We start from the raw sequence: 24,610 nt of genomic DNA on the forward strand, positions 1-24,610 counted from the left end.
ATGCCCCGATGGGATCCGACTGCTTGTTCTGCCGCATCGTCGCCGGGGAGATCCCGGCCACCATCGTCCGGGAGACCGACACCACCCTGGCGTTCCGGGACATCTCCCCGAAGGCCCCGGTGCACGTGCTGGTCATCCCCAAGGAGCACTACGCCGACGTGGCCACCCTGGGCCAGGGCGACCCGGCGCTGGCCGGGGAGCTGCTGGCCGCGGCGGCCGTCGTGGCCGAGGAGGAGGGGCTGCTCGGCGACGGCTACCGGCTGATGTTCAACACCGGGGCGTACGGGGGCCAGGAGGTCTTCCACGTCCACGCGCACGTGCTCGGCGGCGCGCCGCTCGGCCCGATGATCTGCCGGTAGGCGGACGGTGGTGAGCGAGATCGACGGCCGCCTGGAGCGGATGGTGCGGCGGGTCCAGGCCGACGGGCGGGTGCCGGCCGTGTCGGCCGCCCTGCACCGGGCCGACCGGCCGCCGTGGACGTGCGCGGTCGGCGGCACCGGCAACGACGGCGTCCTCGGCCCGCAGACGCTGTTCCGGATCGGCTCGGTCACCAAGACCTTCACCGCCGTGCTGGTCCTCCAGTGCCGCGACGCGGGCCTGCTCGACCTGGACGACCCGGTGGGCCGGCACCTCGACGTACCGGCGCACGCCGAGCTGACCGTGCGCCGGCTGCTGTCGCACACCTCGGGCCTGCAACGGGAGCCGCACGGCGACGTCTGGGACACCCTGGCCGCCCCCGACGTGGACGCGCTGCTGGCCGACCTGGCCCGGGCCGAGCGGGTGTTGCCGCCGGCCCGCCGCTACCACTACTCCAACCTCGGCATGGCGCTGCTCGGCCAGCTCGTCGCGCGGCTGCGCGGCGGCACCTGGGCCGAGGTGCTCGGCGAGCGGGTGCTCGCCCCGCTCGGCCTGGCCGCCACCGCCGACCGGCCGGGTCCGGCGGCGGCCACCGGGTTCCTGGTCGACGCGTACTCCGACGAGGCGCACCCGGAGCCGCCGACCGACTTCGGCGCGGTCGGCCCGGCCGCCCAGCTCTGGAGCACCGCCTCGGACATGGCCCGGTGGGCGGCGTTCCTGGCCGACCCGGCGGCGCTGGACCCGGCCGGCGCGGTGCTCGCCCCGGCCACCCTGGACGAGATGCGCTGGCCGCTGACCGTCACCGACGAGACGTCCTGGGGCGCGGGCTTCGGGCTGGGGCTCATCCTCGTGCCGCAGGGCGAGCGGGTGGTGCACGTCGGGCACGACGGGGCGATGCCCGGCTTCCTGGCCGCCGTCTACGGCCGGCGCGGCGGCGACGGCACCGCCGGGGCGATGGGCGCGGCGGTGCTCGGCTCGTCCGGGACCGGGGTGCAGGTGATGGACCTGCCGCACCGGCTGCTCGCGGCGTCTGCCGAGCACGACCCGGCCGACGTCGAGCCGTGGCTGCCGGGGGAGCCCGCCCCGGCGCACCTGCGCGGGATGCTGGGCCGCTGGTGGGGCGAGGGCTTCGAGTACGTCTTCGGCTGGCACGACGGGGCCCTGCGGGCCCGGGGCGCGGACGACCCGGCGGGGAAGCCCCCGGCGGTCTTCGCCCCGGTGCCGGAGCGGCCGGACGTGTTCCGCACCGTGTCCGGGCGGGAGGTTGGCGAGCTGCTCCGACTGACCCGGGACGCGGACGGGACGGTGGTCCGGCTGCACTGGGCCACCTACCGGTTCACCCGGGCCCAGGAGACCTTCGACGGGTACGACTTCCGGCGCTGACCCCCGCCCCGGAGCGTCGCTGGCCCCGCCCCGAGCGTCGCGGGCCCCCGTCCCGGAGCGTCGCTGACCCCGCCCCGGGTGGGGCGGCTCGGCGGCAGGCGGGGCGGGTCGGCGGCCCGGGTAATGGCAGAGGTGTCACCGGGCGGGAAACGATAGGATGGAGGCAACGTCCGACCGCCGCGCCCGCCAGGCCCGGCGCCGAGAGTGAGAGCAGGTGGCGCAGGGCCCCTCGGCCCGACCTATGACCGGCACCCCACCTCCCGGCCCGCCCCGGGTGCAGACCAGGATCACCGTTCCGGATCCCAAGATCATGGTCAACCTGCTGGGCGCGGGCGACGAGATCCTGCGACTCGTCGAACGCTCGGTCACCAGCGACGTGCACGTCCGCGGCAACGAGATCACCATCACCGGTGCTCCCGCGGACAACGCCCTCGCCGAGCGCCTCTTCAGCGAGCTGCTCGAACTGATCGAGAAAGGCGAGACCCTGACCACTGACGCCGTCCGGCGTACCGTCGGCATGCTCGAGCAGGGCGGCGCCGAGCGGCCCGCCGAGGTCCTGACGCACAACATCCTCTCCCGGCGCGGGCGCACCATCCGCCCCAAGACCCTCGGGCAGAAGACCTACGTCGACGCCATCGACGCGCACACCATCGTCTTCGGCATCGGCCCGGCGGGCACCGGCAAGACATACCTGGCGATGGCCAAGGCCGTCCAGGCGCTCCAGGCCAAGCAGGTCGACCGGATCATCCTGACCCGGCCGGCGGTCGAGGCGGGGGAGCGGCTCGGCTTCCTGCCCGGCACGCTCAACGAGAAGATCGACCCGTATCTGCGCCCGCTCTACGACGCGCTGCACGACATGCTCGACCCGGAGACCATCCCGAAGCTGATGGCGGCGGGGACGATCGAGGTCGCGCCGCTGGCGTACATGCGCGGTCGCACGTTGAACAGCGCGTTCATCATCCTCGACGAGGCCCAGAACACCACGCCCGAGCAGATGAAGATGTTCCTCACCCGGCTCGGCTTCGGTTCCAAGATCGTGGTCACCGGCGACGTCACCCAGGTGGACCTTCCCGGCGGGACGACCAGCGGCTTGCGGATCGTCCGGGAGATCCTGGAGGGTGTCGAGGACGTGCACTTCGCGCAGCTGTCCAGCTCCGACGTGGTGCGTCACCGGCTGGTCGGGGAGATCGTCGAAGCGTACGCCCGCTGGGACGCCGAGCGGGAGAACCAGCAGGCGCAGGGCGTGCACGCCGTGCCGGGGCGGACCGCCCCGGGCGGTCGGGCCGGCCGGCGCCGCCAGACCTAGGGAACCCAGTTGTCCATCGAGATCGCCAACGAGTCCGGTGTCGAGGTCGACACCGACGCCGTGCTCGCCGTCGCCCGGTACGCCCTCGACGAGATGGGGGTCAACCCCCTCGCCGAGCTGTCCGTGCTGCTCGTCGACATCGACTACATGACCGAGCTGAACCACCGCTGGATGGGTGGCGACGGCCCGACCGACGTGCTCGCCTTCCCCATGGACGAGGGCAGCGTCGACCACGGGCCGGGCGAGACCAGCGCGTCCGGCGGAGAGCCGGCCCTGCTCGGCGACATCGTCCTCTGCCCCGAGGTGGCGGCCAAGCAGGCCGCGACCGCCGGCCACGCGGCGGCGGACGAGCTGCACCTGCTCACCGTGCACGGGGTCCTGCACCTGCTCGGGTACGACCACGCCGAGCCGGAGGAGGAGCGGGAGATGTTCGAGCTCCAGGCCCGGCTGCTGGCCGGCTGGCGGTCGACCCGGTCCCGGTGATGCCCACCCTGATATCGGCGGCCGGCGCCACCGCCGGCCTTCCCGACCTGCAACTGCTCGTCTTCGCGGCCGGGCTGGTGGTGCTCGCCGGCCTGATCGCGATGACCGAGGCGGCGCTCGCCGCGGTGTCCCCGGCCCGGGCGGCCGAGCTGGCCCGCGACGGCGCCCGGGGCGCCCGCACCCTCCAGGCGGTCGCCGGCGACGTGGTCCGCCACCTCAACCTGCTGCTGCTGCTCCGGCTGCTGGCCGAGCTGACCGCCACCACGCTGGTCGCGCTGGTGGCGGTCGACACGTTCGGTGCGGGCTGGCGGGCTGCCCTGATCACCGCCGGCGCGATGACCGTGATCAGCTTCGTGGTGGTCGGCGTCGGCCCGCGCACCATCGGCCGGCAGCACGCGTACGCGGTCGGCCGGGCGGTCGCCCCGCTGGTGCGCTGGCTCGGGCGGGCGCTCAACCCGCTCGCCTCGCTGCTGATCCTGATCGGCAACGCGGTCACCCCGGGGCGCGGCTTCCGGGAGGGGCCGTTCGCCACCCAGGTGGAGCTGCGTGAGCTGGTCGACCTGGCCGAGCAGCGCGGCGTCGTGGAGCACGGCGAGCGGCAGATGATCCATTCGGTCTTCGCGCTGGGCGACACCATCGCCCGCGAGGTGATGGTGCCGCGCACCGAGATGCTGTGGATCGAGGAACGCAAGACCCTCTCCCAGGCGCTGACGCTCTTCCTGCGTTCCGGTTTCTCCCGCATCCCGGTCATCGGGGAGAGCGTCGACGACGTGCTGGGCGTGCTCTACCTGAAGGACCTGATCCGGCGTACCCGGGGCGGCGATCAGGCCGCGGCCCGGCTGCCGGTGGCCGAGCTGATGCGCCCGGCGACCTTCGTGCCGGAGTCCAAGCCGGTCGACGACCTGCTGTCGGAGATGCAGGCGGCCCGCAACCACCTGGTCATCGTCGTCGACGAGTACGGCGGCACCGGCGGCCTGGTCACCATCGAGGACATCCTCGAGGAGATCGTCGGGGAGATCACCGACGAGTACGATGTCGAGCGCCCGCCGGTCGAGCGGCTGGAGGACGGTTCGGTGCGGGTCACCGCCCGGCTGCCGGTCGAGACCCTCGGCGAGCTGTTCGACGTCGAGTTGCCCGCCGACGAGGTCGAGACGGTCGGCGGCCTGCTCGCCCAGGCCCTGGGCCGGGTTCCGATCCCCGGCGCGGAGGCCGACGTGGCCAAGCTCCGGCTGCACGCCGAGGGCACCACCGGCCGGCGCAACCGGATAGACACCGTGCTCGTCAGCCGGGTCGAGCCGACCGACCATCCCGACACCACCCCGGGGCGCGGCGAGCCCGCCGACCACCGGGGCAACCAGAACCGATCCGAGGAGAGGCAATCCGCCGATGCCTGAGTCACCCGCCGCACCCGCAGCCCTGCCCACCCCGGCCGCGCCGGTCGAGCTGACCGCCGAGGACGGCAAGCTGGTCGTCCTGGCGCGCGGCGCGCGGGGCCGGGTGGGCGCCGTGGAGGGAGCGGCGGTACGCGACCAGGACGGCCGCACGTACGCGGCGGCGAGCGTCTCGCTGCCCTCGCTCACCCTCACCGCCCTCCAGCTCGCGGTGGCTTCCGCCGTGGCGGCCGGGGCCACCCGACTGGAGGCCGCCGTGGTGGTGACCGAGGCGTCGACCCTGGACGGGGCTGGGCACGCCGCCGTCCGCGACCTGACCGCCGACGCGCCGGTCCACGTGGCCGCCCCGGACGGCACCATCCTCGGCACGGTGGTCGAGTGACCGGCCGTCCCGCAGCCGGCCGTCCCGTCGCCGGCCGTCGCGACGGTCGTCCCGCAGCCGGTCGCCGCGACGGCGGTGGCGGGGGCGCTGCCGCCGGTCGCCGCGACGGCGGGGGCGCTGCGGCCGGTGGCCGCGTTCCCGGCGGCGGCGACGTGCCCGGCGGCGGCGAGCCGGGGGCCAGCCCGTACCGGGCCGGGTTCGCCTGCTTCGTGGGGCGGCCGAACGCCGGCAAGTCGACGCTGACCAACGCCATCATCGGCACGAAGATCGCGATCACCTCGAACAAGCCGCAGACCACCCGGCACATCATCCGGGCCGTGCTGCACCGGCCGGAGTCGCAGCTCGTCCTGGTCGACACCCCGGGCCTGCACCGCCCCCGCACGCTGCTCGGCGAGCGCCTGAACGACCTGGTCCGCTCCACCTGGAGCGAGGTCGACGTGATCGGCCTGTGCATCCCGGCGAACGAGCCGGTCGGCCGGGGGGACCGGTTCATCACCGGCGAGCTGGCCGAGCTGAAGGCCACCGTGATGGCCGTGGTGACCAAGACCGACCTGGTGGGCAAGCGGCAACTGGCCGAGCAGCTTCTCGCGGTCAGCAAGCTGGGCGAGTTCGCCGAGGTGGTGCCGGTCAGCGCGGTCTCCGGTCACCAGGTCGACACCCTGGTCGACGTGATGACCGGCTACCTGCCGGAGTCGCCGCAGCTCTACCCGGACGACATGCTCACCGAGGACCCGGAGCAGGTGCTGATCGCCGAGATGATCCGGGAGGCGGCCCTGGAGGGGGTCCGCGACGAGCTGCCGCACTCCATCGCCGTGGTGGTGGAGGAGATGATCCCTGAGGGTCAGCTCATGAAGATCTACGCCGACGTCTACGTCGAGCGGTCCAGCCAGAAGGCGATCGTGCTCGGTCACCAGGCCAGCCGGCTCAAGCAGGTCGGCATCGCCGCCCGCCGGCAGATCGAGGAGCTGCTCGGCACCCGGGTCTACCTGGACCTGCACGTCCGGGTGGCGAAGGAGTGGCAGCGCGACCCCAACCAGCTCCGCAAGCTCGGCTTCTGACCCGGGGCCGCCCCGCGCGCCGGGCCAGCCGACGTGCGGGGCGGATCTGGGGAATTTCTGGGAGTGTCGGGGATTGCGGACCGTGGCCAGGGCTTCTTACTGTCCGTGCATGAACCCGACACAGTTCCTCAGTCACGAGCTGCGCGCGGTCCGGCAGCGGATGGGCCTGACCCAGATCGACTTCGGTCGGGCCATCCACTTCTCGGACTCGCACGTCTCGGCGGTGGAGACCGGGCACCGGCCGCCCCGCGCGGACTACTGCCGGCGGGTGGACGAGGCGGCCGGCACCGGGCGGCTCTACCAGGGGCTGCTGCGCCTGGTCAGCCTGGACACCGCCCCGTCGTGGCTGGTGCCCTGGCTGGAGTACGAGGCGCGGGCGACCGCGCTGCGCTCGTACCAGCCGCTGGTGATCTCGGGGCTGTTGCAGACCGAGGAGTACGCCCGGGCGATCCTGGCGACCGGGCTGGCCCCGCCCGAGGAGCAGGCCCGGACGCTGGAGCTGCGGATGGGCCGCCCGGCGCTGGTGTTCGACCGCGACTCGCCCCCGCTGACCACCTTCGTCATCGACGAGACGGTGCTGCGCCGGGGGTCGGCGGAGGTGCTGCGCCCGCAGTTGGCACACCTGCTGGCGATGAGCGAGCGGCCCCGCGTCCTGATCCACGTCGTGCCCGCGACGGCCGGGCTCCACCTCGGCCAGTCCGGCGCGTTCGTGCTGGCCAGCCTGCCCGACGGGGACCCGGTCGGCTACCTCGACGACCAGCTCGCGGGCCGGGTGGTGCTGGACCCGGAGCACGTTGCCGCGCTGGAGCGGACGTGGGAGGCTGTCCGGGCCGAGGCCCTGCCGCGTGCCCAGTCGCGCGACCTGATCAGGAAGCTGGTGGACGAGCGATGACCGATCCGCGCTGGCGTACCTCGACCCGGTCGAGCGCGAACGGCGGCGACTGCGTCGAGGTGGCCGACAACCTGCCGGGCCGGGTCCTGGTGCGCGACAGCAAGGACGTCGCCGGCCCGGTACTCGCGTTCGCCCCGGGGGACTGGCGCTGCTTCGTCGCCGCCCCGCCGTCGCGCTGATCCACCCCCGGCGCGCTCCCGGGCCAGGCCCGGTTATGGCCTTTTTCACTTTCAGCCCGCGATGGTGGGCGTTTGCCGGCGTCCGGTCGGAGGGTAGGGAACGTTTGCGCCCTGCCCCCTGACATTGAAGCAGGCTGATGCGAAACCGATACCTGGACCTGCTGCGCTTCCTGGCGATCATCCGAGTCGTGGTCTACCACGTGACCGGATGGGGCACGCTGACGCTGCTCTTCCCGGCGATGTCGGTGATGTTCGCGCTTGCCGGATCGCTCATGGCGGCGTCGCTGGACAGGTCCGGGGCGCCGGCGGTGGGCCGGCGGCTGCGCCGCCTGCTGCCGTCGCTGTGGGTGGTGGCCGCGATCTTCGTACCCGCCATGCTGCTCACCGGGCTGCCGCTGACGCCGAGGGTGCTGCTCTGGGCGTTCCCCGTCGCCGACCCACCGGCCAACTACTGGGGGGCGCTGGCGCTCAGCCCGATCTGGTACCTGCGTGACTACCTCTGGTTCGTGTTCGCCTCGCCCCTCGCGCTCTGGCTGTTCCGGCGGGCACCGTGGCCCACCCTGCTCGCCCCGTACGCACTGCTGGCCGCGATCGAGGTCGGCATGCTGCCGAACGCGCCGACGGTGCTGCGGGACTTCGGCCTGTACTTCGGGGCCTGGCTGCTCGGCTTCGCCCACCACGACGGCCTGCTGCGCCGCATGGCCACCCGGGTGCTGGTCCCGACCGCGCTCGCCCTCGGCGCCGCCGGGGCGGCCTGGATCGTCACCCACCCCGGCCCCCGGGGGTACGACCTGAACGACATGCCGCTGGGCAACGCGCTCTGGTCGGCGGCCTTCATCCTGGTGGCGATCGGCCGGGCCCCGGCGTCGGCGGCCTGGGTGGACCGCAACGCGCTGCTCGGCCGCGCGGTGACCGTGCTGAACCGGCGGGCGCTGACCTGCTACCTCTGGCACATGCCGTTCGTGGTGGCGCTCACCCCGCTGGTCGACGTCGTCGGCTGGTCCCACCAGGACCCGGTCGGGCTGGCGATCCGGGTGGCGCTGGTCTTCGCGCTGGTCGGCGTGGCCACCGTGCTGGTCGGCTGGGTGGAGGATGTGGCGGCCCGCCGGCCCCCGGAGCTGCTTCCGGGCGGCCGACCCCGCGCGGCGGCCGGCGGTGCCGTGCCGGTCAGCCCCGCCCCGGCCGGCGGTTCCGTCGTGCCGGTCAGTCCCGCTCCGGCGGGGCGGGCGGTGGTGCCGGCGCCCCGGGCCTCCGAGGAGCACACCCTCAGGATCAGCGTGCGCTGACCGTCACGTTCCCGCTGCCGGCGGCGACGTCGATCAGCAGTGGCGCGGCCGGGTCGTCCGGGACGCCGAGGTCGGCATCGCCCGACCCGACGCTCGAGCGCACCCGGTACCGGCCGGCGGGCACGATCAGGTCCACGTTCCCGCTGTCGGCGTGGGCCCGCGCCGAGGCGGGGGCGGACAGCTCCACGTCGACGTTGCCCGAGCCGGTCTCGGCGTCGACCTGACCGCTGAGGCCCCGCCCCGTGATGTTGCCGGAGCCGGCCCGCAGGATGGCCGCGCCGGGCACGTCGTCCACCTCCACGTTGCCGGAACCGGTCTCGGCCCGTACCGGGCCGGCGGCCCCGTCGATGTGCATGTTGCCCGAGCCGAGCCGCAGCTCGACCGCGCCGACCTTGGACAGGGTGATGTCGCCCGAGCCGCCCTCGCCGCGCACCGTCGTCCCCGGGGGCACGGTCACGTCGTACGACACCGAGCAACGGCGGCCACAGTCGGTGTCCAGCACCAGCTCGTCGCCGTGCACCTCGTGCCGGGTGTCGGGCTGGGCGCCGTGGTAGCGCAGCACCCGCTTGACGCGTACCTGACCGGTCGGGCCGGTGCCCCGTACCGTCACGTCGCCCGAACCCTGGCGGACGACGACCCGGGCCACGGTGGCGGTCTCGGTGGTGTCGAAGTCGAGCTGGCGCATCGACAGGGTGTCGCACCCGGCGACGAGGATCAGTGCGGCGGCGGCGCCGGCGGCGACGGCGGTGCGCGGCACCGGCCGGCGGACGGCGACGGCGGCGCGGCGGGGCGGGGCGGCCCGGGTGGGCGCGGCGGTGGGATGCGGAGCCATGCCGGCACGCTACGGCCGGGCCGGCCCGGGGCGCATCCGGGATCGCGCGCCGGCTACCCCGAACCGACCCTGATTTCGCACCCCGAGGAGAATGACCGGATGCCCGGGTACCGCCGACAGCTCTACCGCGACGACGCGGTGGTGCTGCGCGTGCAGAAGCTCGGCGAGTCCGACCGGATCATCACCCTGCTCACCCGCCGGCACGGCCGGCTCCGCGCGGTGGCCCGGGGGGTCCGCCGCACCACCAGCAAGTTCGGCGCCCGGCTGGAGCCGTTCGGCCACGTCGACGTGCAGCTCGCCGGCGACCCGAAGGGCAACACCGGCAGCTCGCTGCACAGCGTCAGCCAGGTCGAGGGGATCGACCTGTACGGCAAGCGGTTCCTCGGCGACTACCCGCGCTACACGGCGGCCAGCGCGATCGCCGAGACGGCCGAGCGGCTCACCCCCGTCGAGCGGGAGCCCTCGCTGCGGCTGTTCCAGCTCACCCTCGGCGCGCTGAAGTCCCTCTCCCGGGGTGACCACGCCACCACGCTGGTGCTCGACGCGTACCTGCTGCGCGGGATGACCCTCGCGGGGTGGGCCCCCGCGCTGACCGCGTGCGCGGTCTGCGGCACCCCGGGGCGGCACCGGGCGTTCTCCGTGCCGGCGGGCGGCGCGGTCTGCCCGGACTGCCGGCCCCCCGGCGCCGCGCACCCCGCCCCGGCCACCGTCGACCTGATGTCCGCGCTGACCACCGGCGACTGGGTGCTCGCCGACGCCACCGAGACCGGCGTACGCCGGGAGTGCAGCGGCCTGGTCGCGGCGCACCTGCAGTGGCACCTGGAACGCGCGCTACGCTCGCTGCCGCTGGTCGACCGGGGCGCTCCGGTCACCGGCCCGGGGGTGCCGGACGTGAGCAGGGGGAGAGCCGAGTGATCCGATCGATGAGGGCCGGCCGGCGCGAGCCGGTGCCACCGACTCCGCACCCGTCGGGCGCCCGGCCCCCGGCGCTGCCCCCCGCAGCGGTGCCCCGGCACGTCGCCGTGGTGATGGACGGCAACGGCCGGTGGGCCAAGGATCGCGGTCTGCCCCGCACCAAGGGCCACGAGGCGGGCGAGTTCAGCCTCTTCGACACCATCGAGGGCGCGATCGAGCTGGGCGTGCCCTACCTCTCGGCGTACGCGTTCTCCACGGAGAACTGGCGGCGCTCGCCCGACGAGGTCCGGTTCCTGATGGGCTTCAACCGGGACGTCATCCGCCGCCGCCGCGACCAGCTCGTCGACCTCGGCGTCCGGGTGGTCTGGTCCGGCCGGGCCGGGCGGCTGTGGAAGAGCGTCATCTCCGAGTTGCAGACCGCCGAGGAGATGTCCCGGGGGAACTCGACGCTGACCCTCCAGTTCTGCGTCAACTACGGCGGGCAGGCGGAGATCGCCGACGCCGCCGCCGCGATCGCCCGCGACGTGGCGGCCGGTCGGCTCGACCCGGGCAAGGTCAACGAGAAGCTGATCGCGAAGTACCTCTACCACCCGGAGATCCCCGAGGTGGACCTCTTCCTCCGCCCGTCCGGCGAGGAACGGATCTCCAACTTCCTGCTCTGGCAGACCGCGTACGCGGAGCTGGTGTTCCTCGACACCCTCTGGCCGGACTTCGACCGTCGCCACCTCTGGTACGCCTGCGAGCTGTACGCCCAGCGGGACCGGCGCTTCGGCGGGGCGCTGCCCAACCCGGTCGCCCCGTCGACCTGAGCCCAGGCTTACCGGCGGGCCCGGCTGGGTATCACCTTCTCAGCAGCCACGACGCGGAGGTGAACCCACATGATTCAGAAGCGGATAGGCCAGTGGGCGGTCATGGCGGTCGCCGTGCCGCTGGCCGCGGCCGGAGCTCGCCGGCTCAGCCACACCCTGGAGGCCCGGCGCGGCCCGACCGGCGTGACCCGGGTGCTCAGCAGGGGCGCCGACCTGCTGCGCCCGCAGAAGGCGAAGCGCCGCCGGTTCTGGTGAGCCGTCCGTCAGCGCCGCCCCCCGCACCGGGGGGCGGCGCTGACGCCTAGCTGACGGTCACGCCTGCACCTCGGAGCGGTCGCCGGCCCACAGCGTGTGGAACGACCCCTCCCGGTCCACCCGCTGGTAGGTGTGCGCGCCGAAGTTGTCCCGCAGCCCCTGGATCAGCGCGGCGGGCAGCCGCTGGGCGCGCAGCCCGTCGAAGTACGCCAGCGACGAGGAGAACGCCGGAGTCGGCACGCCGGCCCGGGCCGCGTCGACCACCACCCGTCGCCAACTCGGCACGCCGGCGCTGACCGCCTCGGCGAACCACGGCGCCACCAGCAGCGACGGCAGCTCCGGCTGGGCGTCGTACGCCTCCTTGATCCGATCCAGGAAGCGGGCCCGGATGATGCAGCCGCCCCGCCAGATCGTCGCGGTGCCGCCCAGGTCGATGTCCCAGTCGTACTCCCGGCTACCGGCGCGGATGTGGTCGAAGCCCTGCGCGTACGCGACGATCTTGCTGGCCAGCAGTGCGCGCCGCACGTCCTCGACGAAGGCGTCCCGGTCCTCGACCTGCCACTTCTCCCCGGCGTCGCCGAACGCCCGGCGGGCGGCCTCGCGCTGGTCGGCGTGCCCGGACAGCGACCGGGCGAAGGTGGCCTCGGCGATGCCGGTGATCGGGATGCCCAGGTCCAGCGCGCTCTGCACCGTCCAGCGGCCGGTGCCCTTCTGCTCGGCCTGGTCCAGCACGACGTCGACGAACGCCCGCCCGGTCGCCGCGTCGGTGTGCCCCAGCACCTCGGCGGTGATCTCGATGAGGAACGACTCCAGCTCGCCGGTGTTCCACTCCCGGAAGATATCCGCGATCTCCGCCGGGCTCGCCGACAGCCCGGCCCGCAGCAGGTCGTACGCCTCCGCGATGAGCTGCATGTCGGCGTACTCGATGCCGTTGTGCACCATCTTCACGAAGTGGCCGGCGCCGTCCGGGCCGATGTGCCGGCAGCACGGCGTGCCGTCGACCTGGGCGGCGATCTTCTCGAACATCGGGCCGAGCTTCGCGTACGACTCGGCGGAGCCGCCCGGCATGATGCTCGGCCCGCGTAGCGCGCCCTCCTCGCCGCCCGACACGCCGGTGCCGGAGAAGTGCAGTCCGTGCCCGCGCAGCGCCTCCTCCCGTCGCCGGGTGTCGGCGAAGTGGGCGTTGCCGCAGTCGACGACGATGTCGCCCTCCTCCAGGAGCGGGACGAGCTCGTCGATCACCGCGTCGGTCGGTGCGCCGGCCTTGACCATCACGATCACCGCCCGGGGGCGCTCCAGCGATGCCACGAAGTCCACGAGGGACTCCGACGGCACGAACGTGCCCTCGTCGCCGTGCTCGGCGACCAGGCTGCGGGTGCGCTCCGGGGACCGGTTGTGCACCGCCACCGTGAACCCGTTGCGGGCCAGGTTGCGGGCCAGGTTCCTGCCCATCACCGCCAACCCGGTCACGCCGATCTGCGCCCTCGCCTGCTGCGTCATCCGTTCCCGCCATCCCTCGCGTCGCCTGTGGTGCGACCGTATCGCGCCGGGTGCGCGCCGGGGGACGGACCTCGAGGCGGTGTCACAGGTTGGTCGCGTTCGGCCGCGGGCCGCAGCAGTTCGGCGGTGCCGGTAATTCGGGTGCGCCTTGCGGGTGGGTGGACTACTGTCGGGTCCATGCGTAACTGACGCCCCTCTTTCGGAAGCCGGCCCGCCGCTGTCGCCGCGGGTCCGTCGCTCCGGGCGTCCGCATTCCGTCGTCGCCGCCGTCGTTTTCGCGCGGCGTTCCTCGTGGTCGGGCCCGCCGGGGCACCTCGTTCCCCGCTCGCCGCGTCGTCGGCGCCCCGGTCCCGGTGGCGTCGCCGGTGCCCACCTGACCAGGAGGCCGCGTATGCCCGCCAAGCGCAGTTCCCGCAAGCCCCGCCCGTCGTCCCCGCGTCCGTCCCCGGCGAAGGCGACGCCGCCGGACCTCGACGCTGCCGCCGTCGCGCCGGTCGTCCCGGTTCCGCCGGTGGTGACGCCGCCGGACCTCGACGGTGTCGCCGCCGTCCCGGTCGTCCCGGTGGTGGCGACGCCGCCCGCGCCGAAGGCCGGTCCGCCTGCCGGCGGCACCCGGTTCACCGGCGCTGCCCGCAGCCAGCGCGCCGGCCAGGGCCGCCGGTACGCGTTCCGCCGCAGCTGATCCGCACACCTCCGGGCCTTCGGGTGCGCTTGTTGCCGCTTTAGCGACAACAAACGCACCCGAGCCGGAGCAGCTCAGGCAGCCGGTCAGCGGGGCGGTCAGCCGATCAGTGGGCGGAACGCGCCCAGCGCGACGCTGACCGCCAGCGCCGCCCCGGCCAGGGCCGCCGCCCCGGCGATCAGCAGGCCGTCGGCGGCCCGGAACCGCTGCCGCCGGGCGACGGTGCGTGGGGTGCCCGCGTCGAAACCGCGGGCGTCCATCGCCACCGCGAGCCGGGTGCCGCGCCGGATCGCCCCCACCAGCAGCGCGAACGCGGTCGAGACGAACAGCCGCATCCGGGCCAGGGGATTGCGCCCGGCGTCGACCCCGCGTGCCCGCCGCGCCATGCTGATCATCTGCCACTCCTGGCCCAGCAACGGCACCAGCCGGAACGCCGCCAGCGCGCCGATCGCGAACCGGGCCGGCGCCTTCGCGTTCTGGATCAGCGCGTCGGCCAGGTCGGTCGGGTCCGTGGTGGCGAAGACGATCACGCCGGGCAGTGCCACGGCCAGCATGCGCAGCGCCAGCCCGAGCGCGGTGAGCAGCACCCCGGTGGTGACCAGCACCGGCCCCGCGTCGACCAGCACCCGGCCGGAGCGATCGGCGGCGAAGAGGACCAGGGTGGCCACGATGCCGACCGCGCCGAGCAGCAGCGGCGCGGCCCGCCGGGCGAGTACCCGGTACCGGATGCCGAACAGCGGCAGCACGGCCAGCTCGATGACGAGAGCGATCGCCGGGGCGACCGGGTCCAGGGTGGCGAGCAGGATGAACGAGAAGACCAACGCCGCCGCGACCTTCGCCACCGGGTTGCGTCGGGCCAGCGGCGCGCCCGGCGTCGCCACCGGTTCGATGCTGATCACGTGGCCTCCACCACCCGGCCGGACGCGCCGGTCACGTCGTTGCCCGTCGGATCGCCGTTCCTGCCGGTCACGCCGCCCGTCAGGTCGCCGTTCATGTCGGTCACGTCGCCGCCGACGGCTCGCGGGTCACGGTGATCCGCCGGTCGGCCAGGGCCGCGACGAAGTCCGGGTCGTGGGTGACGGTGACCACGCCGTGCCCGGCGTCGCGCAGCTCGGCGAAGAGGTCGACCAGCTCCAGCCAGGTCCGTCGGTCCTGGCCGAAGGTGGGTTCGTCGCAGACCAGCAGCCGGGGCGCGGTGGCGAGGGCGGTCGCCACGCTCAGCCGTCGTGCCTCCCCACCCGAGAGGGTGTACGGGTTCGCGCGGGCCAGCGCCGCCAGGCGCAGCCGATCCAGCAGTCCGTCCACGGTGGCCCGGACGGCGGTCTCGGGCCGGCCGGTGCGGCGCGGCCCGAGGGCCAGCTCGTCGAAGACCGTTCCGGTGACGAACTGGTGCTCCGGGTCCTGGAAGACCGACCCGATCCGGCCCGCCAGGGCGGGGGCCCGCCAGCGGTACGGGGGAGTCCGGGCATCCCTGCCGGCCAGTTCCCCGGTCGCCGCCACCCGGCCGGTCCCCGGCCGGAGCAGGCCGCCCAGCAGTAGGGCCAGGGTGGACTTGCCGGCGCCGTTGGGGCCGAGGACGGCCAGCGCCTCGCCGGCGCGTACCGCGAGGTCGGTCGGGGCGAGCCGGGGCGGCACGGCGACCCGGTCGGCGGTGATCAGCAGGTCACCCGGAGCCGCGGTGGCGCGCCGGGGCGGCACGGTCCGGCCGGGCACCCAGACTCCGTCGGCGGCGAGGGCGTCACCGTGGGCGGCGAAGACCGCCTCCGGCGGCCCGTCGGCGCGTACCCCGCCGCCGGGCTCCAGCACCACCACCCGGTCGACCAGTGGCAACGCCTCGGCGACCCGGTGCTCGACCAGGATCAGCGTGGTGTCGCCGTCCATCGCGTCGGCCACCGCGCGGCGGACCAGCGCCGCCCCGGCCGGGTCGAGGTTCGCGGTCGGCTCGTCGAGCAGCAGCAGACCCGGCCGCAGGGCGAGCGTCCCGGCCAGGGCGAGCCGCTGCTGCTCCCCGCCGGAGAGGGCGGCGGTCGGCCGGTCCCGGTGGTACGGGAAGCCGACGCGGCGCAGCGCTTCGTCCACCCGGGGCCAGATCTCGTCGGCCGGTACGCCCCGGTTCTCCAGCCCGAATGCCACGTCGTCGCCGCAGCGGGCCATGACGAGCTGGGTCTCCGGGTCCTGGAAGACGATGCCGACCCGTTCCCGGTCCGCGCGCGGGTCGACCCCGTCGACCTCGACGGTGCCCTCCTGCTCGCCCGAGTCCTCGGGCAGGAGCCCGGCCAGCGCGGCCAGCAGCGTGCTCTTGCCCGCCCCCGACGGCCCGAGCAGCAGCACCCGCTCGCCACGCTCGACGCGCAGGTCCACCCCACGCACCGCCCAGGCCCGCCGCCCAGCATGCCGCCACCCGAACCCCCGCACCCCAACCCCGCCCACCCCGACCCCCTCAACCCCGCCCTACCCGAACAGCCTGGTTGATCAAGAGGTTTGCGTCCGGAGAACCGGGTTCGGCTGACGCAAACCTCTTGATCAACCCGATCAGACGGGGGCGCGGTAGTCGCGGGCGGCGGGGAAGCGGTCCAGGACGCCCGTGCCGGCCAGGGCGCGGGTGAGGGCCCAGCCGCCGGCGCCGGAGACGACCGTGGCGCTGACGATGGTGAGCAGGGCGTACGGGATGCGGTAGCTGGTCAGGTCGTACTCGGCGTTCCAGACGAGGAAGTCGAACAGGGCGGCGCTGAGGCCGGTGAGCGCCCCGGCGAGCAGCGCGGTCGGTAGCCGGAACGAGCGGTACCGGAACGCCGCGAAGGCCAGCTCCGCCCCGATGCCCTGGACCATGCCCTGCGGGATCACCGTGCCGGCCCACTGGCTGCCCAGCAGGGCGGACAGGACGGCGGCGACGGTCTCGCAGTACAGGGCCGCGCCCGGCTTGCGAATCACCAGGCCACCGACCACGGCCGGCATCAGCCAGACCCCGTAGAGCAGGGTCTGCGCGGGCGGGAAGAACGCGAACGCCCCGTCGGTGGCGCTCCAGACCAGGCCCCAGGCCCAGAAGATGACGCCGAAGGCGACCGCGATCACCGAGGCGACCACGATGTCGATCGTGCGCCAGCGGTTGTTGTCGGTGTGGTTCATGTGATGGCTCCCAGTTCGTGAGTGAACCAGGAGAAGACGCACGCCGCGCCCGGGCTACCGGACGGCGGCGCGGCTGGAGGTCGACCGAACTCCCTGCGCTGGCATTACCCAGATCAGGTTCGAGGGTCTGCGGGCGGTGCCCGCACTCTCAGCGCTGTGCGCTCCCCTGTCGGATATGAAGTTGTCTCGCCGACGCTAACACCTCGAAAGATCGCCGGGCAATGTGATCCAATCGCAGCTCACCCCCGATGCGGAAACCGTCATCTCGCCGTACTTCGTCGACCCGGCCCGTCGCGCGCGATAGTGTCGCGCCGCCGAACTGCCGAACACCAGGGGGCGAGCCGTGACGGCGCCGACCGACCGCTCCCCGCCGCCCGCCGGGGCCGGCGGGCGGGCCCCGGCGACGGGGTCGGTCGGCGTGGCCGCGCCGGACGTACCGGTGGGGGAGGCGGCGGGCGGTCCGCGACGTCCGGACGGCGGCCTCGTCGGCTCGGTCGAGGTGCTGGCCGTGCTGCTGGTGCTGCTGGTGGTGTTCCGCGAGCAGTTGGCCGGCGTGTTGGCCGCGCCCCGGATGCAGACCTGGACCACCGTGTTCGTCTCGGTGCTGGTGCAGGCCGTGCCCTTCCTGGTCTTCGGGGTGCTGCTGTCGGCGGCGATCGCGGTCTTCGTCCCGCGCGCGTTCTGGGCCCGGGCGCTGCCCCGGCACCCGGCCCTGGCGGTGCCGGTGGCCAGCGTCGCCGGCGTGGTGCTGCCGGGCTGCGAGTGCGGCTCCGTGCCGATCGCCGGCTCTCTGATCCGGCGTGGCGTCACCCCGGCGGCGGCCCTGGCCTTCCTGCTCGCAGCCCCGGCGGTCAACCCGGTCGTGCTCACCGCCACCGCGGTCGCCTTCCCGGGCAACCCCCCGATGGTGCTCGCGCGGGCGCTCGCCAGCCTGGCCGTCGCCATGACCATGGGATGGCTCTGGCTGCGGCTCGGCCGCGCCGACTGGATCCGGCTGCCGCGCCGGCCGGAGCTGGACGGCGCCGGGCGGGGGAGGGCCTTCTGGGCCGCCGTGCGCCACGACGTCGTGCACGCCGGGGGGTTCCTGGTCGTCGGCGCGATGGCCGCCGCGACCATCAACGTGCTCGTGCCGGAGCGCTGGTTGCGGACCCTCGCCGACGATCCGGTGCTGTCGGTGCTCGCCCTGGCCGTGCTCGCCGTGCTGCTGTCCATCTGCTCCGAGGCGGACGCCTTCGTCGCGGCGTCGCTGTCGCAGTTCTCCCTCACCTCCCGGCTGGTCTTCCTGGTGGTCGGGCCGATGGTCGACCTCAAGCTGATCTCCATGCAGGCCGGCGTCCTCGGCCGGCGGTTCGCGTTCCGGTTCGCCCCGGCGACCTTCGCCGTCGCCGTCGCGGTGGCCACCCTCGCCGGGGCGGTGCTGCTGTGAACCGGCAGGCGCAGGCGGTCGTCCTGCTGCTGCTCGGCGGGGCGGTGGTCCGGGCCAGCGTCACCGACCTCTACCTGCGCTACGTCAAGGAGGGGCTGCGCCCGTTCCTGATCGCCGCCGGGCTGGTGCTGGTCGCCACCGCCGTGACGACCCTGTGGTACGAGCTGCGCCCGCCCGCCACCGGGCACCACCAGCCCGACGACGGGCACGGCGACCACGACCACGGGCACCACGAGCCGCGGGTCGGCTGGCTGCTCCTGCTGCCGGTGCTCGGCCTGCTGCTGGTCGCCCCGCCGGCCCTCGGCTCGTACGCGGCGGAACAGGCCGGCACCGCGCTCGCCGCCGAACAGCAGCCGTCCGACTACCCGCCGCTGCCGCCGGGCGACCCGGCCCCGGTCACCGTGCTCGACTACGCCTCCCGGGCCCTGTTCGACCGGGGCACCTCGATCGGCGACCGCCGGGTACGGCTCACCGGGTTCATCGTCGCCGGCCCCGACGGGCAGCCGATGCTGGCCCGGATGGTGCTGTCCTGCTGCGCCGCCGACGGACGCCCGGTCAAGCTGGGCCTGACCGGCGATGTGCCCCTCGGCCTGCCGAACGACACCTGGGTCGAGGCCACCGGCCGGTACAGCGACCGGGTCGGGCGGGACCCGGTCAACGACGCCGAGATCCCGTACCTGGCCGTGGAGTCCTGGCGAAAGGTGCCCGTCCCGCGAAACCAGTACGAGTGAGGCCGGGCCCCGCTGGGTAGGCTGCCGATCATGCAGGTGGAGGCGCGGGGGCTGACGTTCGAGACCCGCACCGGTGGGCCGGCCGACGGCGAACCGGTGCTGCTGCTGCACGGCTTCCCGCAGCACGGCGGCGAGTGGGACGAGGTGACGCCGGCGCTGCACGCCGCCGGGCTGCGCACGTACGCGCCGGACCAGCGGGGCTACTCGCCGCTCGCCCGGCCCGGGGCGGTCGAGGCGTACCGGCTCCCCGAACTGGTCGCCGACGCGGCGGCCCTGCTCGACGCGCTGGGCGTCGACGCGGCGCACGTGGTGGGGCACGACTGGGGCGCGATCGTGGCCTGGGGGCTGGCCGCGAGCCGTCCCGACCGGGTGCGCACCCTCACCGCCGTGTCCGTCCCGCACCCCGCCGCGATGGCGCACGCGCTGGCCACGGACACCGGGCAGAAGGCCCGCTCGTCGTACATCGCCCTGTTCCGCAAGCCGGGCAAGGCGGAGAAGGTGCTGCTGGCGTTGCGGGCCGCCGCCCTGCGCAAGCTGCTCGGCGGGGTCGGCGACGCCGCCCGGGTGGCCCGGTACGCCGAGCCGATGCGCGAGCCGGGCGCGCTGACCGCCGCGTTGAACTGGTACCGGGCGATGTCGCGGGCCGACCTCGCGGCGGTCGGGCCGGTGCCGGTGCCGACCGCGTTCGTGTGGAGCAGCAGGGACATCGCGATCGGCCGCACCGCCGCCGAGGCGTGCGCCGCCCATGTCACCGGGGACTACCGCCTCGTCGAGCTGCCCGGCGTCTCGCACTGGATTCCCGACGAGGCGCCCGGTCCGCTCGCCGAGGCGATCCTGGCCCGCACGGGCGCCGCGCGGTGACCCCCGCCCCGCCGCCGTCCGCCCCCGATCCGCCGTCCGCCCTCGCCCCGCCGTCCGTCCCGGGTCCGCCGTCCGTCCCGGGTCCGCCGTCCGTCCCGGGTCCGCTGTCCGTCCCGGGTCCGCCGGGCGCGGCGGGCGGCGGCGTCGCGGCGGCCCGGCCGCACACCCGCGCGTCGCTCGCCGCGCAGCTCCACGACCTGGGGGTACGCCCCGGCGGCATCGTGCTCGTGCACGCCGGACTGCGGGCACTCGGGTTCGTCTGCGGCGGCCCGCAGGCGGTGGCCCTCGCCCTGCTCGACGTGCTCGGCCCCGAGGGCACGCTGGTGGTGCCGACCCACACGCCGGAGAACAGCGACCCGGCCGGGTGGAGCAACCCGCCGGTGCCGGCGGACTGGTGGCCGGTGATCCGCGCGGGGACTCCCGGCTTCGACCCGGCGGTCACCCCGAGCCGGTTCATGGGGGCGCTGGCCGAGACCGTCCGGGGCTGGCCGGGGGCCCGGCGCAGCGACCACCCGCACGTCTCGTTCGCCGCGCTCGGGGCCGCCGCCGAGGAGATCGTGGCCGGGCACCCGCTGGCCGACATGCTCGGTTCCGGTTCGCCGCTGGGCCGGCTGTACGACCTGGACGCCGACGTGCTGCTGCTCGGCGTCGACCACGGCTGCAACACGTCGCTGCACCTGGCGGAGTACCGGCAGGCCGCCCCGCCGAGGGAACGGGTGGGCGCGGCGGTTCGCACCCGCGACGGCGGCCAGGACTGGGCATGGTGGGAGGACGTGGCGGTCGACTCGGCCGACTTCCCCCGGCTCGGGGCGGACCTGGAGTCGACCGGCGCGGTCCGGATCGGCCCGGTCGGCGACGGGACGGGCAGGTCGATGCGCCAGCGGGCGGCGGTCGACTTCGCGGTGGACTGGCTGGCCCGCAACCGACGTACGGAGGACGCATGGAGGCCCGGTACGCCGGCCGTGTCCGCCGGGGGGTCCTGACCGCGGCGGGCGGGTGCGGTCGTGAGTCGGTTTCGCCGTTCGCCCGACGGGGCAAAGCCGATGCTGCCGGCGGGGTGGATCCCGCCGGCAGTACCGTCACCCCGGAGGTAGCGCGTGTCGAAGGAAACCGAGAAGCAGCGCTGGCAGCGCAACTTCGCCGACCTGCTCCAGGAGTTGCGGGTCGCGCAGACCGGCGTGCAGATCCTGTTCGCGTTCCTGCTGACCCTGCCGTTCAGCAACGGCTTCACGCACACCAGCGAGTTCCAGAGAGACGTCTACATCGTCGCGTTGCTGTCGGCGGCCGGTGCTACCGCCATGATCATCTCCCCGGTCGCCTTCCACCGGGCGCTGTTCCGGCAGGGGCGCAAGCCGGAGCTGGTCCGGTTCGCCCACCGGATGGCCAGCGGCGGGCTCGCCTTCATGCTCATCGCGATGGTCAGCGCGGTCCTGCTGATCACCGACTTCGTGCTGGACCGGGGCATCGCCTTCGTGCTCACCGGGATCACGGCGGTCTGGTTCCTGGCCTTCTGGGTGGTCCTGCCGTTCGCCCGCCGCAACTGGGGCGACGACGACATCGACGACGACGATGACGATCCGCAGATGATCACCGGCGGCTGATCCCGCCGACCAGTGCGGACGCTGGGGAAATTCCGAGGTGCACGCAACGCTACCCCTGGGTAACAGCCGGGGGTAGCGTTGCTTTTGTCGAGCACGTTGACGCATCCGGACCGAGGTTCGAGGGGGCCGCCGTGACCACGACGCAGAACAGCCGACCCACGCCCGACCCGGCGGGGGGAGCCCCGACGGGCGGCCCCACCGGCCGGGTCGCGCCGATCGACGATCCGGCCCCGGCCGTCCCTGGCCCCGCCGCCGACGTCAGCGAGGCCACCGCCGACGCTGTCACCGCCGAGGCCACTGCCGACGCCACCGTCGCCGAGGCCACTGCCGACGCCGCCGCCGTCGATGCCGCCGGGGGCGCGGGGGCGCTGCCGACGGAGGCCGGTCAGGTGTCGGAGAAGGAGGCCCGGCAGGTCGCCGAGGCGGCCCGCGAGTCCGCGTGGGACCGGCCGAGCTTCGGCAAGGAGTTGTTCCTCGGCCGGCTCCGGATCGACCTGATCCACCCCTGGCCGCGTACCGACCCGGCCGAGGACGCCCGGGCCGAGGAGTTCCTCGGCCGGCTGCGGGCATACCTGGAGTCCGAGGTGGACGGGGCGGCGATCGAGCGCGACGCCCGCATCCCCGACGAGGTGTTCCACGGGCTGGCCCGGCTCGGCGCGTTCGGCATGAAGATCGACCGGTCCCACGGCGGGCTCGGGCTGAGCAACCTGCACTACTGCCGGGCCCTGATGCTGGCGGGGTCGGTCAGCCCGGCGATCGGCGCGCTGCTGTCGGCCCACCAGTCGATCGGCGTCCCGCAGCCGCTGAAGATGTTCGGCACCGACGAGCAGAAGCAGCGCTTCCTGCCCCGGCTCGCCGCCGGCGAGGTGTCGGCGTTCCTGCTCACCGAGCCGGACGTCGGATCCGACCCGGCCCGGCTGGGCACCACGGCCGAGCCGACCGCCGACGGCGCAGGGTACCGGCTCAACGGGGTGAAGCTGTGGGCCACCAACGGCACCGTGGCCACCCTGCTGGTGGTGATGGCCCGGGTGCCGGCCGGCGAGGGGCGGCGCGGCGGGATCACCGCGTTCGTCGTCGACGGCGACGCCGAGGGCATCACGGTGGAGCGGCGCAACGAGTTCACCGGCCTGCGCGGCCTGGAGAACAGCCTCACCCGGTTCCACGACGTGTTCGTGCCGAACGAGAACGTCATCGGCGGCGAGGGAAAGGGGCTGAAAATCGCCCTGACCACGCTGAACACGGGGCGGCTGTCGCTGCCGGCGATGTGCGTCGGCGCGGGAAAGTGGTCGCTGAACGTGGCCCGGGACTGGGCCGCCGACCGGGTCCAGTGGGGCCGGCCGGTGGGCGCGCACGAGGCCGTCGCGCAGAAGCTCGCGTTCGTCGCCGCCACCACGTACGGCATGGAGACCATGCTGGACCTGTGCTGTCTGCTCGCCGACGACGACCGCAACGACATCCGGATCGAGGCGGCCCTGGTCAAGCTCTACGCCAGCGAGATGGCCTGGAAGATCGGCGACGAGCTGCTCCAGATCCGGGGCGGGCGCGGCTACGAGACGGCCGACTCCCTGGCCGCCCGGGGCGAGCGCCCGGCCGCGGTCGAGCAGATGCTGCGCGACCTGCGGATCAACCGGATCTTCGAGGGCTCCACCGAGATCATGCACCTGCTCATCGCCCGCGAGGCGGTCGACGCCCACCTCTCGGTCGCCGGGGACATCATCGACCCCGACGCCGGGCTCGGCCGCAAGGCGAAGGCCGGCGCGCGGGCCGGGGCCTTCTACGCGAAGTGGCTCCCCACCCTCGCCGTCGGCCGGGGCCAGGCGCCGAGGGCGTACGCCGAGTTCGGCCCGCTCGCCGGCCACCTGCGCCAGGTCGAGCGGCACAGCCGCAAGCTGGCCCGGTCGACGTTCTACGCGATGTCCCGCTGGCAGGGCAAGATGGAGCGCAAGCAGGCGTTCCTCGGCCGGGTGGTGGACATCGGCGTGGAGCTGTTCGCGATGTCCGCGGTCTGCGTCCGGGCGTACGCGGAGAAGGACACCCGCCCGGAGAACGTCGAGCTGGCCGACCTTTTCTGCCGCCAGGCCCGGCTGCGGGTCGACGCCCTGTTCACCGGCCTGTGGGCGAACACCGACTCCGTCGACGTGGCGGCGGCGAAGCGGATCCTCGACGGTCGGTACGCGGCCCTGGAGGACGGGGTGATCACCCCGCCGGCCGACCTGCCCTGGGTGGCCCGCTGGACCCCCGGCCCGTCCACCGCCCAGGACGTCCGCCGCCGCATCCCCCGCCCCGAGTGACGAGGGAGGGTCCCCTGCCGATGCCCGTGGCACGGCAGGGGGCCCGTCCGGAGCGGCGCGCCCCGGGCCGGCGCGGGCTCACCGGGCGATGGCCCAGGCCAGCACGGCGGCCAGGATCAGCCCGTTGAGCGCCGCCAGCACCAGGTACGCCGCCGGCGGTATCTTGCGGCCCCGGCGGACGAAGCTGACCAGCACGACGGCGTAGGCCAGCAGCAGCACGGCGACGACGATCAGGAAGTAGAGCACCGGACCACCCTAGCGGCCACCCCGGAGCCCGAGTCCGCGCAGCTCCAGCGCGGCGAGCGCCTCGACCGTGGCGTCGTCGCCGCGTCGCCACGCATCGGCCACGTCCGGGGCGATCCGCGTCAGCTTGCCGATCGGCTGACCGGCCAGCGCCCGCAGGGCCAGCAGGTCCCGCCCGGCCGGGACGGCGGCCAGCGCCTTGGCCGAGGCGGCCCGTCGCATCCAACGCAGCCGCAGCGGCAGCCAGCCGAACAGCACCAGGCCGAGCGGGAACACCAGCACCGCGATGCTGAGCGCCAGGGCGAGCTGGCCGACCAGTTCCTGCTGGTCCCGGCCCGCCTCGGCCATCGCCCGGGCGGCATCGGCGGCCTTCGCGAACGGGGCGGTCAGCTCGTCGCCGACCAGCGGCACCCGGCGGATCTTGCCGCCGGCGTCGGCCAGGTTGTCGGCGAGGCCGCCGCCGGCCCCCTCCAGCTTCTGTCCGGGTACGGCGAGCTTCTGCACCAGGTCGTGCACCCAGAGCGCGAAGCGGATCGCGGCGTACACCCAGACGGCGACGAGCAGGTCGGTCAGGAACTGGCGGACGGCGGTCGGGAAGCGATCGGCGTAGATCTTCACGCC

At 74.4% G+C, this 24,610-nt stretch carries 27 protein-coding genes and 1 riboswitch; of the genes, 20 read left to right on the top strand and 7 right to left on the bottom strand.

The window, feature by feature from the left end:
• Positions 1-8: 8 nt before the first annotated feature.
• The 10 genes from ACH4T9_RS30830 to ACH4T9_RS30875 all read left to right on the top strand — a co-directional run bounded on the left by ACH4T9_RS30830 (position 9) and on the right by ACH4T9_RS30875 (position 8,717).
• On the top strand, positions 9-359 hold the full coding sequence (locus tag ACH4T9_RS30830; RefSeq protein WP_387025026.1) for a histidine triad nucleotide-binding protein: 351 nt from the start codon (positions 9-11) through the stop codon (positions 357-359).
• Positions 360-399: 40 nt separating this feature from the next.
• On the top strand, positions 400-1,740 hold the full coding sequence (locus ACH4T9_RS30835; RefSeq protein ID WP_396671487.1) for a serine hydrolase domain-containing protein: 1,341 nt from the start codon (positions 400-402) through the stop codon (positions 1,738-1,740).
• Between the two features lie 241 nt (positions 1,741-1,981).
• The gene (locus tag ACH4T9_RS30840) at positions 1,982-3,046 is read left to right on the top strand and encodes a PhoH family protein (RefSeq protein ID WP_396671429.1); all 1,065 of its coding nucleotides are present in this window, start codon (positions 1,982-1,984) and stop codon (positions 3,044-3,046) included.
• Between the two features lie 9 nt (positions 3,047-3,055).
• On the top strand, positions 3,056-3,529 hold the full coding sequence (gene ybeY, locus ACH4T9_RS30845) for an rRNA maturation RNase YbeY (protein ID WP_350887230.1): 474 nt from the start codon (positions 3,056-3,058) through the stop codon (positions 3,527-3,529).
• Entirely contained in the window at positions 3,505-4,923 is a 1,419-nt protein-coding gene (locus ACH4T9_RS30850; RefSeq protein ID WP_387025126.1) for a hemolysin family protein, read from the top strand. The genes ybeY and ACH4T9_RS30850 overlap by 25 nt, the downstream gene beginning before the upstream one ends.
• The gene (locus ACH4T9_RS30855; RefSeq protein ID WP_396671428.1) at positions 4,916-5,302 is read left to right on the top strand and encodes a cytidine deaminase; all 387 of its coding nucleotides are present in this window, start codon (positions 4,916-4,918) and stop codon (positions 5,300-5,302) included. The genes ACH4T9_RS30850 and ACH4T9_RS30855 overlap by 8 nt, the downstream gene beginning before the upstream one ends.
• 152 nt (positions 5,303-5,454) lie before the next feature.
• Positions 5,455-6,360, top strand: coding sequence for a GTPase Era (gene era / locus ACH4T9_RS30860; protein ID WP_396671486.1), 906 nt, complete (start codon positions 5,455-5,457; stop codon positions 6,358-6,360).
• Between the two features lie 109 nt (positions 6,361-6,469).
• A complete protein-coding gene (locus ACH4T9_RS30865) occupies positions 6,470-7,252 on the top strand; it encodes a Scr1 family TA system antitoxin-like transcriptional regulator (protein ID WP_396671427.1) in 783 nt (260 codons plus the stop codon).
• Entirely contained in the window at positions 7,249-7,431 is a 183-nt protein-coding gene (locus tag ACH4T9_RS30870) for a DUF397 domain-containing protein (RefSeq protein ID WP_396671426.1), read from the top strand. The genes ACH4T9_RS30865 and ACH4T9_RS30870 overlap by 4 nt, the downstream gene beginning before the upstream one ends.
• 137 nt (positions 7,432-7,568) lie before the next feature.
• A complete protein-coding gene (locus ACH4T9_RS30875; RefSeq protein WP_396671425.1) occupies positions 7,569-8,717 on the top strand; it encodes an acyltransferase in 1,149 nt (382 codons plus the stop codon).
• Here ACH4T9_RS30875 and ACH4T9_RS30880 read toward each other — a convergent pair.
• A complete protein-coding gene (locus ACH4T9_RS30880; protein WP_396671424.1) occupies positions 8,704-9,549 on the bottom strand; it encodes a DUF4097 family beta strand repeat-containing protein in 846 nt (281 codons plus the stop codon). The genes ACH4T9_RS30875 and ACH4T9_RS30880 overlap by 14 nt on opposite strands.
• 99 nt (positions 9,550-9,648) lie before the next feature.
• Between ACH4T9_RS30880 and recO the strand changes: the two genes are divergently transcribed.
• From recO to ACH4T9_RS30895, 3 genes are all read left to right on the top strand, one after another.
• Positions 9,649-10,464, top strand: a complete 816-nt coding sequence (gene recO / locus ACH4T9_RS30885) for a DNA repair protein RecO (RefSeq protein ID WP_396671423.1) — start codon at positions 9,649-9,651, stop codon at positions 10,462-10,464.
• A gap of 8 nt (positions 10,465-10,472) precedes the next feature.
• On the top strand, positions 10,473-11,273 hold the full coding sequence (locus ACH4T9_RS30890) for an isoprenyl transferase (protein ID WP_396671485.1): 801 nt from the start codon (positions 10,473-10,475) through the stop codon (positions 11,271-11,273).
• 69 nt (positions 11,274-11,342) lie between these two features.
• Entirely contained in the window at positions 11,343-11,528 is a 186-nt protein-coding gene (locus ACH4T9_RS30895) for a hypothetical protein (protein WP_396671422.1), read from the top strand.
• A 57-nt stretch (positions 11,529-11,585) separates the two neighbouring features.
• Here the strand turns inward: ACH4T9_RS30895 and gndA are convergent, their stop codons facing one another.
• Positions 11,586-13,028, bottom strand: a complete 1,443-nt coding sequence (gene gndA, locus ACH4T9_RS30900) for an NADP-dependent phosphogluconate dehydrogenase (protein WP_396671421.1) — start codon at positions 13,026-13,028, stop codon at positions 11,586-11,588.
• Positions 13,029-13,419: 391 nt separating this feature from the next.
• On the opposite strand from gndA, the gene ACH4T9_RS30905 reads away from it, so the two are divergent.
• Positions 13,420-13,710, top strand: a complete 291-nt coding sequence (locus ACH4T9_RS30905; protein ID WP_396671420.1) for a hypothetical protein — start codon at positions 13,420-13,422, stop codon at positions 13,708-13,710.
• 98 nt (positions 13,711-13,808) lie between these two features.
• Here the strand turns inward: ACH4T9_RS30905 and ACH4T9_RS30910 are convergent, their stop codons facing one another.
• From ACH4T9_RS30910 to ACH4T9_RS30920, 3 genes are all read right to left on the bottom strand, one after another.
• A complete protein-coding gene (locus tag ACH4T9_RS30910) occupies positions 13,809-14,609 on the bottom strand; it encodes an energy-coupling factor transporter transmembrane component T family protein (protein WP_396671419.1) in 801 nt (266 codons plus the stop codon).
• 100 nt (positions 14,610-14,709) lie between these two features.
• The gene (locus tag ACH4T9_RS30915) at positions 14,710-16,140 is read right to left on the bottom strand and encodes an ABC transporter ATP-binding protein (protein WP_396671418.1); all 1,431 of its coding nucleotides are present in this window, start codon (positions 16,138-16,140) and stop codon (positions 14,710-14,712) included.
• Positions 16,141-16,242: 102 nt separating this feature from the next.
• The gene (locus tag ACH4T9_RS30920; protein ID WP_396671417.1) at positions 16,243-16,836 is read right to left on the bottom strand and encodes an ECF transporter S component; all 594 of its coding nucleotides are present in this window, start codon (positions 16,834-16,836) and stop codon (positions 16,243-16,245) included.
• A 72-nt stretch (positions 16,837-16,908) separates the two neighbouring features.
• Positions 16,909-17,014, bottom strand: a riboswitch (TPP riboswitch).
• A 261-nt stretch (positions 17,015-17,275) separates the two neighbouring features.
• Here ACH4T9_RS30920 and ACH4T9_RS30925 point away from each other — a divergent pair.
• The 6 genes from ACH4T9_RS30925 (at position 17,276) to ACH4T9_RS30950 (ending at position 23,746) form a co-directional block, all read left to right on the top strand.
• Positions 17,276-18,262 (top strand): permease, encoded by a 987-nt coding sequence (locus tag ACH4T9_RS30925; protein WP_396671484.1) that lies wholly within the window; start codon positions 17,276-17,278, stop codon positions 18,260-18,262.
• Positions 18,259-18,993, top strand: a complete 735-nt coding sequence (locus ACH4T9_RS30930) for a TIGR03943 family putative permease subunit (RefSeq protein ID WP_396671416.1) — start codon at positions 18,259-18,261, stop codon at positions 18,991-18,993. Before ACH4T9_RS30925 ends, ACH4T9_RS30930 begins: the two co-directional genes overlap by 4 nt.
• A 30-nt stretch (positions 18,994-19,023) precedes the next feature.
• Positions 19,024-19,854, top strand: a complete 831-nt coding sequence (locus ACH4T9_RS30935) for an alpha/beta fold hydrolase (protein ID WP_396671415.1) — start codon at positions 19,024-19,026, stop codon at positions 19,852-19,854.
• On the top strand, positions 19,851-20,837 hold the full coding sequence (locus tag ACH4T9_RS30940) for an aminoglycoside N(3)-acetyltransferase (protein ID WP_396671414.1): 987 nt from the start codon (positions 19,851-19,853) through the stop codon (positions 20,835-20,837). The genes ACH4T9_RS30935 and ACH4T9_RS30940 overlap by 4 nt, the downstream gene beginning before the upstream one ends.
• Before the next feature lie 114 nt (positions 20,838-20,951).
• A complete protein-coding gene (locus ACH4T9_RS30945) occupies positions 20,952-21,455 on the top strand; it encodes a DUF6328 family protein (protein WP_396671413.1) in 504 nt (167 codons plus the stop codon).
• Positions 21,456-21,586: 131 nt separating this feature from the next.
• Positions 21,587-23,746 carry an acyl-CoA dehydrogenase family protein gene (locus ACH4T9_RS30950; protein ID WP_396671412.1) on the top strand — a complete coding sequence of 720 codons (2,160 nt, stop codon included), beginning with the start codon at positions 21,587-21,589 and terminating at the stop codon, positions 23,744-23,746.
• A gap of 78 nt (positions 23,747-23,824) precedes the next feature.
• On the opposite strand, the gene ACH4T9_RS30955 is transcribed toward ACH4T9_RS30950, so the two are convergent.
• Together ACH4T9_RS30955 and ACH4T9_RS30960 are read right to left on the bottom strand one after the other, a co-directional pair.
• Positions 23,825-23,992, bottom strand: coding sequence for a hypothetical protein (locus ACH4T9_RS30955; protein WP_387024991.1), 168 nt, complete (start codon positions 23,990-23,992; stop codon positions 23,825-23,827).
• Positions 23,993-24,001: 9 nt separating this feature from the next.
• Entirely contained in the window at positions 24,002-24,607 is a 606-nt protein-coding gene (locus tag ACH4T9_RS30960; RefSeq protein ID WP_396671411.1) for a hypothetical protein, read from the bottom strand.
• Positions 24,608-24,610: the final 3 nt, after the last annotated feature.

Source organism: Micromonospora sp. NPDC020750 (assembly GCF_044334565.1).
Taxonomy (GTDB): domain Bacteria; phylum Actinomycetota; class Actinomycetes; order Mycobacteriales; family Micromonosporaceae; genus Micromonospora.